The following is an 11400-nucleotide window of genomic DNA, read 5'->3' on the forward strand; positions in this document are numbered from 1 at the left end:
CAGAGTTGCTACAAGATATGAGAAATTAGCCGTCAGTTTCTTAGCGATGCTGAAGCTGGCTTTTATTAGGTTTTACCTGAAAAAGTATTCATCAGACACACCCTAAGTAAAACTAGCGGGTACAACTGCTTTGGGAATTGATGTTGCCGGGGGAGTAAAAAGCTGTTATGTAATGTCGGAAAGTCTTATCATGGCGAGATAAGGCTCCAGCCCTACGCTATCTCTGAGGCCACGAACGAGTACGAAATCATGCCGCCGGGGCTCATACCACATTTCGGCAAAGAACTGGTTAATGTAGTACAAGCTAATGATATACTGCGACCTATGCCGGATAGCTAAGAAGGTGCCATGCTTCATCACGATGCTTGCCCGCTGTTCCAGAGGTCTCCTGTTAAACTGGTATAGGTCCATGGTATTTAATACGAAACTTGTTCCTGTAGATAACGCTTGACCCTTGCAGAAAATTGGCAGGCGCACACTTTTAGCTGGTTGCGGGTATTTACTTTCTTTTGAAAATGAAGAGGCATAGTACAGAGACCTTGTTCAGGCTGCCGGACCAGGTAATTTAAGTATCCCGTGCTGCTAGGCGTCTGAAACGTATCCTGCTTTTGTAGCGGAGAGTACTGTTTCTGATGTGCGTACAGATAGATGTGGAAAACAACTTTGGTGGTTTGGAAAATTTTTTGATATGTTATTCAAACCTTTCTATATAGATAGCAGTATATGCATGCAGGATATCTGATTAATTTAAATAATAAGGTTGATTGGAAGGCCCATAGAGTGAACGCTATGGGCCTTTATTCATTCTAGGCCATTCCAACTCACGCCCCATGCAGCAGCCCCGTATGAGGTAGCTGCCCTCTCCTGTGATATACTGCTCCTCTTTCTAAAACAATAGAACCAGAAATTTGTCTATTCGTTAAGAATCAGCAGGCACAACCAGTGCCATGCCTGAAGATTTTTTCCTGGACTGGCGACCGTTGCGGTTAATTACACAACATATAAAAGATGCAAGAGGCTAACAATTTTGATATTGCGAACACTACCTCGGGGCTTACGAGGGTAGTAAATGAGTATTGGGAAAGCTTTTGTTCCTTTTGCCGAATATCCTGGCCGCTGTCCTGATCTTCTTCGTTGCGATCTGGCTGGCCGGGAAAGTAAAGGCTTGGCTCGATGGCAGGCTCACCAATAAATCGCATGATCAGATTACCGGGAAGTACATTGCACTAGTATCAAAGTGGGCAGTTATTATAGTTGGCCTTTTGCTGGTGCTCCAGACGCTAGGGCTGAGCGGCATTGCCGCAGGGTTGCTGGCCAGTGCTGGATTGTCGGCGGTTGTAATCGGCTTTGCCTTTAAAGACATCGCCGAGAACTTTCTGGCTGGTCTGATTCTGGCATTTAACCGGCCATTCGAGATAAACGACACTATTGAGGTGGAGGAGACCATTGGCAAAGTAAAAGCCCTTCACCTGAGAACCACCCATCTCCGCACCTTCGACAGCAAAGATGTATTCATCCCAAACGGCACCATCCTGACATCCAAGGTAACTAACCTGACACAAAATGGCCTTATCCGCATGGACTTTATCGTGGGCATTGACTATAATGACAACATACAGGATGCCATTGATTTAATTGAAAGAACAGCGCTGGGTGTGGAAGGAGTGCTACAGGAAGATCCACCGTATGCCACCGTAGATGAGCTAGGAACCAGCACAGTTAATATAAAAGTGTTCTTTTGGGCTGAGACAGACGATTACAAAAAAGGCGTGGTCCTGCTGAAGGGAAGCATCATGCAGGCCGTAACAAAAGCCCTCCTGGAAAACGGCTTCGGGTTACCGGCCGACATACAGGAAATCAAATTATACGACTACCAAAAGGACATTCCTGTCCGGACGGTAGCAGGAACAGAGAAGACTGGTACAGCCCAGGCAATGTGAACATTTAACAGAGTAGGAGCGGGTGTAAAATAGGATGCTTTTTTAGGCTATATTGCGCTGTCATCAAGCATCTTTTTATGAAATTACATTTAGCTAAAGGATTACTAATGCTGTGCGCGGTTGTGCTCATGGCTTCCTGCTCCAGCTCTAAAAAGCAGCCCTCCCGGATTGGAAAAGTCATTATCCTGAAAGAAGGAAAGGCAACCGGAAAAGACAATGGGTTGCACAAGGGCTGGTATAAGAACCCGAATAACCCGCATCACCCCCTCACAACTAACCCCGGCCATACAAAGTCAGGCAAAGGAAAAGCCGCTAAAGGTAACAAGGCTGGCAAAGGCAAAAAAAAGTAAGCCTGGCCTGAATACGCTGTACAACCTGTACAACAAAAAAGTGAGCTACAAGAGCTGTAATGCAGTTCCTGTAGCTCATTTTCTTTTGTTTACTGCTTGTATTTGGCTTTTTCCATTAATTTTTAATACTTTTAAATTTGCTTTGCGTTAAGCTACTCTGAAAATAATAATCATAAACAGTTAAAGTATATATGAACATTTCTAAGCAGTTCCTGATGGTGTTGGTGGTGGCGTTGTTAACTTTTTCCTGCTCGCCCCTCAGAGGAAGAAAAGCAATAGTGGTGGATGATGACGGCCGAAGCATGCGCTTTAACAATGGTCGTGCAGAAGGCAGCACCAAAAAGTGGAACGGCACCAGGAGCATGAGCAAGCAGCAAAAGAGGAGAAACAAAGCTTTCAGAAACAGAAGGAGAAACTAGGCAGCATTAGCGTTGCCTGCCCTGATAACAGGGGATGACAGCAGTGCCTGAACCTCTGCTAAAATTGCACCTTTCGGCTGCCGCCGCCGTATAAGCGCATATGGCAAAAGAAAATATGCGCTACACCCGCACACCGCACACGGAGCGACTGAAGTGGGTGGATTATATGGCGCGAATCATGGACAATCAGTTCAAGCTTCCGGGCACCAACTTCCGCTTTGGATTAGACCCGGTGCTGGGCTTGCTGCCTGTTGCCGGTGATTTGGCATCTTTTGCCATGTCTGCTACCATCATACTGACGATGGCTCGCCATGGTGCCAGTGGAAAGCTGGTTGTGCTCATGCTTATCAACCTTGCCATTGATACTGTAATCGGTAGCGTGCCTATCTTAGGGAATATCTTTGACTTCGCGTTCAAAGCTAATGAGCGGAACGTACGGCTTCTTCGCCGCCATTATGAAGAAGGGAAGTACCAGGGTAGTGGCAAGGGTATTCTCATAGGTGCTGTGGTGGGTATAGTGGTTGTGCTGATGCTGCTCCTGTGGGCGATGTGGGAACTGATAGAGTGGTTGTACCACCTTATTTTCTAAGCAGTCACCCTGCCCATGGTCCTGGCTAGTTCTATTGCCTTCAGGGCACTTTCCTCTTTATCTTTTATCTCCAGCATAATGTCCATGTCAAGGCCTTCGGTTTCGGCCAAGAAGTCGTGGAAGAGCTGCTCCTGTATACTTTGCACGTGCTTGCCTCTGCGCTCGTTGGGTGCCTGTGAGGAGTAGTCCATCATCAGGATGCCATCCCGCTCCGGCTGCCAGGTACTGGCAGCCATTTGTACTGCCTCGCGCATAGGTTCCCCGTTGTTCACGCACTCGTGGTGAAAGTTGTCGAAGATAATGGGCATGCCGGTTTCCTCGTGCAGCTGCAGGCAGTCTTGTAATGTGTAAGTGCGGTCGTCGTTCTCTACGCACAGCCGGGCCTTCACGAAATCTGGCAGCAGGGAGTGGTATACTTCGGCAAATCGCTGTATGGCGGAAGCTTTATCACCGTAGGCGCCACCACCGTGTATCTGCAGCTTAGCGGTGGTGTCGAGCCCCATCAGGTCCATAACGCTTGCCTGGTACACCAGTTCTGCCACGCTGTTCTTCACCGTCTGCTCATTTGGGGAGTTAAGTACCACAAACTGATCGGGGTGCATGGAGATACGCATGTTGTTGCTTTTTATGTAATTGCCCAGTTTGCGGAAGGTCATTTTAAAATGCTCCTGCCAATTGTACTTGTTCACCTCGTGCGAGGCAAACGGCACCAGGTCGGAAGTAAGCCGGAAAAAGAACAGACCATGCTGCACATTGTACTCCAGGATACGGCGCAGGCAGGCAAGGTTCTGTTCCACTGTCTCTATCAGGCGCTCCTCTGAATAGGAGGCAAGGCGAAAAGTGCGGGAGGAGCTACAGTCCAGGGTGTTGTTCATACAGGGGTATCCGATCTTCATGCAGGTAGTTTTTAGCTATACATACACATAACCTACGGAACAAGGACTTGTTTAGCTGCCCTTAACAATAGCCGGTGTTTTATTCAGAGAAGTAGTTATAGCTCTGCTTCGCCCTTTTCTGCTCCTGCATCCAGCGCTCCTTCCTAAGCTTTTAAGAAGTTAACCTAAGGGTCATAAAAGCAAAAAGCCTGCTTTGGCTGCAGGCTTCTGAAAGGCTTTATTTATATCCTCTGTTGTCTTTAAAAAAACGGTTGTATTCCTCTTCTTCCTTCCGCCTGCGCTCCAGTTCTTCCCTCTGTTTCAACTCTTCCAGCTTGCGGCGCTCTTTCCCTTCTTTGGAGAACATGTCGTACATCAGGCCGATGGGGCTGGCAATAGTAGGAGCAGGGGCTGGCGGTGGGGGAGGTGGCTCTAAACCTGGTATATGTCCCGGTCTTTTCGTCTGGCTCACCTGCTGGCGCTTCATGTTGCGCAGCGCCCGGTCTATCATTTCCTGCGAGGGGCGGCTGGTGACCTCAACTTCACCTAGCATGATGCTGTCCTCCTGCATCACAATGTTTACGCGCAGTTCAGACACAGGTAACTTGTTGGGCAGGTACAAAAGCGGCTTAAAACCTACGGCACGTATAATAAGCGTATCACGCTGGTCAATATCAATCTTAAACTCCCCTTTTTCATCTGAGAGAACGCCTAGATTTGTGTTCACTTTCACAATGGTTGCCCCCGGTATTGGTGTTTTGCGATCGGGCTCTACCACTGTGCCGCTCAGCCTGATGCTCTTCTGAGCGTGTGCAGGGAGGCAGCACAGGAGCATGAAAGCAAGAACGTAAAAGAATGGATGTCGGAGCATGTAGAATTCTGAAGCCGTAGCAGCGGTTTGTATGGTTAATACGAATGAGGGCGCCAAAAAGTATGCCAGCCTCTCGAAATCAAAAATTAGCCGCCGCTGCTGATGTATAAAAGTAAACTAAATTAGCTAAAAGCACAAAGCCTGTAGCTACGCGCGCTACAGGCTTTGTGTTTTTAGCCTTTTCTGTATTATTGATTGCCGCCGGTAGTTCCCTGTCCTGTCTGGTTGCCTGCGCCGGCAGTAGTGCCACCTGTTGCATTGCCGCCGCCTGTGTTACCACTGGTTGTGCTTCCGCTGGTCGTGTTGCCTCCACCACCACCGCCGCCAGCCGTGTTACCGGTGGTGGAGCCACTGGTGCTGCCTGTAGTCGTATTCATGTTGGCAGAATTATTACCGCCAGGGCTGTTACTTGAGGTAGTGTTACCAGAAGTAACGTTTTCATCTGCAGTGATGGGGCCATTGGCATTAGTAGGTGTGCCGCCGGGTGTGTTATCATACCCTCTGATGTGGTTTGGGTTTACGTACTCATCATTATTTGCTTCAGGCACTTCTGTTTCGGTGCCGGCATCCTCGGTGCAGGATGTAGCGGTGAATAAAAGGGCGGTGAAGACGCATATAGAATAAAATGTTTTTTTCATAGTTTCTTTTGTCAGGTTAAATGAACGGTATACCACTCGCGGGGTACCCTTTGTTTTACGAACGGGGCCTAAACTGGTTAAGCAGGATGCTGCTTATGTGTTAGCATAGTAGCTGGGGGTATGTTGATTCAACCAAACGAAGGCTGTCGTGCAGAGCGGCCGCGTTGAAGAATTTAGCACTTGTTGAATGTGCAATAGCCTGTAAAACAGGAGCGCCAGCCTTACTGGCTGGCGCTCCTGATAGTTCTGTGGCAGCTTAAGCTTTCTTTAACTCAAAAACCGTAATTTCCGGTAAAAAGCCTACACGGCCCGGATAGCCTAGGAAGCCAAGGCCCGTATTCACATACAGGTGCTGGCGTCCTTTTTTGTAGAGGCCAGACCACTGCTCATACACATACTGCACAGGGCTCCACTTCCAGCCAGGGATATTCACACCAAACTGCATGCCATGCGTATGCCCGGAGAGCGTCAGGTCAATGTCGTCATACTTCTGGTTGATTTCCCCGTCCCAGTGCGAAGGGTCGTGCGACAGAAGTACTTTGAAGGGGGAATCCTCTGTGCCTTTATAAGCCTGATCCAAACGGCCATACTGCGGAAAGCCCCGGCGGTTACCCCAGTTCTCTACTCCGAGCACAGCTATTTTTTCTCCGTCCTTCTCAATAATGCGGTGCTCGTTCATAAGCAGCTGCCAGCCCATTTTGCCATGGCTATCCATCAGGTTTTGCAGGTTCTGGCGCTTGGCCTCCACGCTCGGCCAGGCTACATAATCGCCGTAGTCGTGGTTGCCAAGCACGGAGAAAACACCTGCTTTCGCTTTGATCTCTTTCAGTGTGTCGATGTGCTGCTGTACCTCCACGGCCATGTTATTCACCAGGTCCCCGGTAAAGAACACCAGGTCTGCCTCCTGCTGGTTAATTAGCTTTACGGCTTCTTTGAGCGGCTCTGTAGAGGTAAAGCTACCGGTGTGCAAATCCGAGATCTGCAGCATTTTATAGCCGTCGAAAGCCTGCGGCAGGTTTGGCAAGCGGAGTGTTACGCGCTTCACCTGGTAGTCATAGGCGCCTTTCACCATGCCATAGATAAAGGCGGAGAAGGGCACGGCTGCCACCAACAGGCCCATCTGGTTGAGGAACTTGTTGCGCGAAGGGTCGAAGCTTGTGTTGCCGTTGGCACTATTGAACACAATTTTACCGATGCGCACCGTATCATCTACAAATAAAAACAGCACTACTACCAGTTTCGAAGCGAAAATAATGAATAGCGTGCTGGCCAGGTAAGTCTTCATGGCACTGGGAGGCGTGCCACGTGTGGCAGAAGCCAGGGCAAAAGTGCCTGCCGTAATGGCAAAAACAGCCCAATGCAAAAAGTATATGACCTTTTGTGTCGTGGGAGAAAGATTTTGTGTCACAGTTTTTACTGCCTGAAACACATACAGGTCCACCGCAAAAAGGATCAATACTACAATTCCAATAGAAATCATGCGTCTCATATAAAAGCAATCACCACACGTTTAAAGCCGCAGCCGGTGTGGTAATGATGAAAATAAATTAGGATTTAAATTATATTAGCCTGTGCTGAACTTATTTTGAAAGAAAATTCTTTCACAGACATCTCCTGACTATCAAATTCTATACCGCAAGTGGAAGAATCCGAAAGCATTTTTATAGCGCCCTATCAGCAGCCACTCAATATCAAAACATGGGCGGAGGAAGACCGCCCCCGCGAGAAACTTTTAATGAAAGGCAAGGCCGCCTTAAGCGATGCGGAGCTTATTGCCATCCTCATCGGTTCGGGCACGCCGAAGCTGACGGCAGTAGATGTGGCAAAACTTATACTCTCGACTGTAGGCAACGACCTGAATGAACTGGCCAAACTGACAGTAAAGGACCTGACCAAGCATAAGGGCATAGGGGAGGCCAAGGCCATTGCCATTGTGAGTGCACTGGAGTTGGGCCGTCGCCGGAAAGAGACCGCCGCCGCCGCGAAAACCCGTATTACCTGCTCCACGGATATTTACAACTACATGAAGCCCCAGTTGCTGGACCTGCCCCACGAGGAGTTCTGGATTATTCTGCTGAACAGAGCCAACGTCGTCATGAAGAAGGAAAGCATCAGCTCAGGCGGTGTGGCGGGCACGGTGGCAGATCCCAAAATCATCTTTAAGAAAGCGCTGGAGCAGCTGGCCAGTTCCATTATCCTGGTGCACAACCACCCCAGCGGCAACATCAAGCCCAGCAACGCCGACATTTCCCTGACCAAAAAAATGAAAGAAGCCGGCCAGTTCCTCGACCTCCCCGTGCTCGACCACATCATCTTCACAGACAACGACTACTACAGCTTTGCCGACGAGGGAGTGTTGTAAGTTAGAAAGTTAAAAAGTTAGAGGGTTAGAAAGTTGAGTATCTGGACTTATGAGTGAAGTAAGGTTGAGCAATTATGATTTTGCTGTACAATTTAAAGCGAGAACGAAGGCGTTTGCACTACGTGTAATCAAACTGTTTCAGACGCTGCCGAATAGGCCCGATGCGCAAACTTTGGGAAAGCAGTTACTTCGCTCGGCTACATCTGTTGCGGCAAACTATCGTGCGGCTTGCCGCGCGAGGTCTGGTGCTGAGTTTGTATCTAAAATAGGTCTGGTATTAGAAGAAGCAGACGAATCTCATTTCTGGCTTGAGTTGCTGGAGGAATCAGACATTGTGAAAGCAGAGCTCTTAGTCAATTTAAAACAAGAGGCAGCAGCACTTACAGCTATTCTCACCACCATCAGAAAGTCATACCAAAGGAGAAAATAACTTTTTAACGTTCTAACATTCTAACTTTTTAACTTAGAAGTCTTCCTCTAATATCTCCTTTACCCGCCCAACTTCGCCTGTTTCCAGCCTTACTTTAATGCCGTGGGGATGTGTAGGGGAGTTGGTGAGGATTTTCTCTACATAGCCTTCTGTTAAGTCACCGGTGCGTTGGTCTTCTTTCATGACGATGTTAACACGCAGGCCGGGTTTTATATTTGAGCGTTTTGTTCCGTCCATTTTCAATTTATAGTATAGCAGTGATGGAATAGTTTTCGGTTCGGTGTATTCGGCTGCACCAATATCCGGCTGCTGTGCCTGCGGTACCGGATTCCTGAAGAAGTCATGTGCAGCAGGGGAGACAGGCAGTTCCTCCTGCAAATCTACGCCTTTATCGATAAGAGGAGAATGTGCCTCCAGTTGGTACGCCGTTAGTTTTGCGAGATCGAGGGGGTAGCCAAGTGCTTTCCCGTACCCCGGATCCTTCAGGCCCGGCTCTGCGGAGAAGGGGGCCGTCTCCTCCTCGCTTGCCGCATACCTGTAGGTTTCTTTGAATGCAGTCAGGCTTGTAAAGAGGGAGTCGCCCCATTGTACAAGTGGTTCACTGTTTTGGCTGTAAAAGCAGTTGTTGCTGAACGCCAGTTGGTTTGTGGTGTTGGTAGCTTCCATGAGAAGTGCCCCGTTTACAGTATAGAAAATATTGTTGTAGAGGAGGATGTTCTTGTGGTGGGCACTCATAACACGGAAGGCTCCACCGGTAGGTACGATGTGTTTGTCGGCATATATGGTGTTGTTGTGTATGTGCAAACCCTGATTGCCCCCATTGTGGTTTGAGTTGGCAACCCATAAAGTAATTCCCTTATAATCGTTCTTTCTGCCGTCGTTTACTGAAATATTGTAGCGGATAACATTATTTGCCATGGGGCGTGCCCCGTCAAACTGCGCCACCAGGTAACCAGGACCTTCGTTGTCGTGGGAGTAATTGTACTGTATAACAGAGTTTGTGATGCCTCCGTCCAGGTCAAAGCCGCCGCCATCGCAGCCGCGCCCTGCACTCATCTTGTAGGCCTCGTTAAATTGGATGGTCACCTTGTTGGCGTCCCAGGCCCAGATGCCGACAGGCCCGCCACAATGCAGGTTGTTCATGCCGCAGGAGTGAACCACACAGTGCTCTATGGTGGCTGAGTCAACGTCAGATAGTACTATGCCGCTGCCGCTGTGCTTGTCGGGCAGGGGCAGGCCATGCACCCGGTAGACATGGCAGTTGCCTACATAAATGTTGCGGTGGGAATAGCCTTTTTTCTGCTGGCTAAAGTAGCCCCAGCTGTTAATGCCTTCGGAGCCAATGTCATGTACAATAGCACGCGTAATACGCACATCGCTGAAGCCGCTGTTGCCGTTGTAGCTTCCGATGGAGATGCCCACCTGCCTGAAACCCTGCACCTCCACATCATCGATATAAATGTGCTGTAGCTTCTTATCATCAGGCAGATCGTTATAGAAGAAGATGCCGTAGTTTTTGTTCGTGGCATAGCCGCTGCCTGCAAAGGCAAGATGGCGAACCTCAAAACCGGCTACGTTATAGGCGTACAGGCCGTAGCTGGTGTCTGCCGCTATCATGGCCTTGCCTGTGCCCCAGGAGGTCACAATGATGGGATTACCGGATGTGCCGGTTGTGTCAACGTTGCCCAGGTGGAAGTGGAGGTTGCCCGTAAAAGTAGCGCCTCCTTCAAAAAGAATGGAGTCGCCGGCGCTGAACCTGCTGCTGTTGATTTTGCTGATGCTCTGCCAGGCTGATCGTTTGCTCAGGCCATTACTGGTGTCCTTGCCCGTACTGCTGATGTAGTAGCTCTTTGTGTAACCGGAAAGCGGCAGGATGAGCAACAGCAGGTATAGGACACATTTCAGGTGCATAGGAAGGCACTGGTTACTGAACCGTTACAATGTTCAGGTATTCCTCCTCAAAGGTCCACCGGGAGGGTGCGGTAACATCAAACGGTTTTACTTCAACTTTCTTGATCTGGCGCAGGTCGGCCAGCAGGAGTTCCGGTTCAGAAACATGCTTGCCATCTATGGCAACTGTCAGCTTTCGGGCCTGTTTACTAATATCAAAGCGGTCAAAAATTTCCGGCAGCCTTGACAGGGCTACTTCCTCTTTCAGCGATACCAGCACAACGCCTTCTTTGCCTTTCGCTCCAAATTTGTCCACTGTTTTTTCTCCTTTGTACACATCCACGCGCTGGATTTTATTCGGGTCTAGAATCAAAGCATCGTGTCTTGTTTCCTGCGAGTCTACAATAACCAGTGGGCGTGCCTCTTTATCGGTGATTTGCACATACTGTGTCGTTGGCGGGAAAAATTGTGGATCTGCTTCCTGTGCCTGGGTATGGAAGGAGCAGGCCAACAGCAGAAAGAACAGGATTGAAAATGCATTCATAAGTTTATCGTTTCCTGAGTTGCTGCTGCCTCTCTTTCGATGCAGCTCTTTTCTGCTCCAGTTCGTTTTCGTGGTTCATGTACATAAATATGGCTACTACCCCGGTAATGAGTCCTGAAAGAATCAGGTGGAGTCCTAAATAATTGTCGGAAAGGTGTAAGAAGCGTACCACGGCTCCGCATATTACCAGGAAGGCGGCAAGCTTGTAGAGCAGTTTCTCGATGTTTCTGTCTTTCATCAAACCAAAATTTAGCTAAACAATAACACTATACCTTCTATTCGGGCAACAGCGAAAGGATAGCGTAAAATTTAAGTATTCTATGGAAAAGGTTATACTGATGCCAGCGTGGCAGGTTGCCCGAATCCATTTTTTGTACCTCTCATGGTATCCGGTTCACGGGCAAAACTACCGCTAAGAAACAGTGTTTTCCATAGTGTTTCGTTTTGCTAAGTAAGCAAAGGCAACGCACTTCCACTTTATGTTTGGTGCGT

At 48.7% G+C, this 11400-nt stretch carries 14 protein-coding genes; 6 read left to right on the forward strand and 8 right to left on the reverse strand.

Annotation, left to right across the window (positions count from 1 at the left end):
- Window positions 1–165: 165 nt before the first annotated feature.
- The gene (locus tag ACYVB1_RS14625; protein WP_460924522.1) at window positions 166–411 is read right to left on the reverse strand and encodes a hypothetical protein; all 246 of its coding nucleotides are present in this window, start codon (window positions 409–411) and stop codon (window positions 166–168) included.
- Between the two features lie 677 nt (window positions 412–1088).
- Between ACYVB1_RS14625 and ACYVB1_RS14630 the strand changes: the two genes are divergently transcribed.
- From ACYVB1_RS14630 to ACYVB1_RS14645, 4 genes are all read left to right on the forward strand, one after another.
- The gene (locus tag ACYVB1_RS14630) at window positions 1089–1940 is read left to right on the forward strand and encodes a mechanosensitive ion channel family protein (RefSeq protein WP_460924552.1); all 852 of its coding nucleotides are present in this window, start codon (window positions 1089–1091) and stop codon (window positions 1938–1940) included.
- A 77-nt stretch (window positions 1941–2017) separates the two neighbouring features.
- Window positions 2018–2290 carry a hypothetical protein gene (locus tag ACYVB1_RS14635; protein ID WP_460924523.1) on the forward strand — a complete coding sequence of 91 codons (273 nt, stop codon included), beginning with the start codon at window positions 2018–2020 and terminating at the stop codon, window positions 2288–2290.
- 191 nt (window positions 2291–2481) lie between these two features.
- Window positions 2482–2709 (forward strand): hypothetical protein, encoded by a 228-nt coding sequence (locus ACYVB1_RS14640; protein ID WP_460924524.1) that lies wholly within the window; start codon window positions 2482–2484, stop codon window positions 2707–2709.
- 100 nt (window positions 2710–2809) lie between these two features.
- On the forward strand, window positions 2810–3298 hold the full coding sequence (locus tag ACYVB1_RS14645; protein WP_460924525.1) for a DUF4112 domain-containing protein: 489 nt from the start codon (window positions 2810–2812) through the stop codon (window positions 3296–3298).
- Here the strand turns inward: ACYVB1_RS14645 and uvsE are convergent.
- The 4 genes from uvsE to ACYVB1_RS14665 form a co-directional block, all read right to left on the reverse strand.
- Window positions 3295–4194 carry a UV DNA damage repair endonuclease UvsE gene (uvsE, locus tag ACYVB1_RS14650; RefSeq protein ID WP_460924526.1) on the reverse strand — a complete coding sequence of 300 codons (900 nt, stop codon included), beginning with the start codon at window positions 4192–4194 and terminating at the stop codon, window positions 3295–3297. The genes ACYVB1_RS14645 and uvsE overlap by 4 nt on opposite strands.
- Window positions 4195–4411: 217 nt before the next feature.
- Window positions 4412–5044 (reverse strand): carboxypeptidase-like regulatory domain-containing protein, encoded by a 633-nt coding sequence (locus ACYVB1_RS14655; RefSeq protein ID WP_460924527.1) that lies wholly within the window; start codon window positions 5042–5044, stop codon window positions 4412–4414.
- 188 nt (window positions 5045–5232) lie between these two features.
- Window positions 5233–5682: a hypothetical protein gene (locus ACYVB1_RS14660; RefSeq protein WP_460924528.1), complete on the reverse strand. Its 450-nt coding sequence runs from the start codon at window positions 5680–5682 to the stop codon at window positions 5233–5235.
- A 256-nt stretch (window positions 5683–5938) separates the two neighbouring features.
- On the reverse strand, window positions 5939–7090 hold the full coding sequence (locus tag ACYVB1_RS14665) for a metallophosphoesterase (protein WP_460924529.1): 1152 nt from the start codon (window positions 7088–7090) through the stop codon (window positions 5939–5941).
- Between the two features lie 231 nt (window positions 7091–7321).
- On the opposite strand from ACYVB1_RS14665, the gene radC reads away from it, so the two are divergent.
- Window positions 7322–8044: a RadC family protein gene (gene radC / locus ACYVB1_RS14670; protein WP_460924530.1), complete on the forward strand. Its 723-nt coding sequence runs from the start codon at window positions 7322–7324 to the stop codon at window positions 8042–8044.
- Window positions 8045–8093: 49 nt separating this feature from the next.
- On the forward strand, window positions 8094–8474 hold the full coding sequence (locus ACYVB1_RS14675; RefSeq protein ID WP_460924531.1) for a four helix bundle protein: 381 nt from the start codon (window positions 8094–8096) through the stop codon (window positions 8472–8474).
- Window positions 8475–8507: 33 nt separating this feature from the next.
- On the opposite strand, the gene ACYVB1_RS14680 is transcribed toward ACYVB1_RS14675, so the two are convergent.
- The 3 genes from ACYVB1_RS14680 to ACYVB1_RS14690 all read right to left on the reverse strand — a co-directional run bounded on the left by ACYVB1_RS14680 (window position 8508) and on the right by ACYVB1_RS14690 (window position 11146).
- A complete protein-coding gene (locus ACYVB1_RS14680; protein WP_460924553.1) occupies window positions 8508–8711 on the reverse strand; it encodes a YwbE family protein in 204 nt (67 codons plus the stop codon).
- Between the two features lie 1687 nt (window positions 8712–10398).
- The gene (locus ACYVB1_RS14685; protein ID WP_460924532.1) at window positions 10399–10908 is read right to left on the reverse strand and encodes a hypothetical protein; all 510 of its coding nucleotides are present in this window, start codon (window positions 10906–10908) and stop codon (window positions 10399–10401) included.
- Window positions 10909–10912: 4 nt separating this feature from the next.
- Entirely contained in the window at window positions 10913–11146 is a 234-nt protein-coding gene (locus ACYVB1_RS14690; RefSeq protein WP_460924533.1) for a hypothetical protein, read from the reverse strand.
- Window positions 11147–11400: the final 254 nt, after the last annotated feature.

It is taken from the genome of Pontibacter brevis (assembly GCF_054779655.1).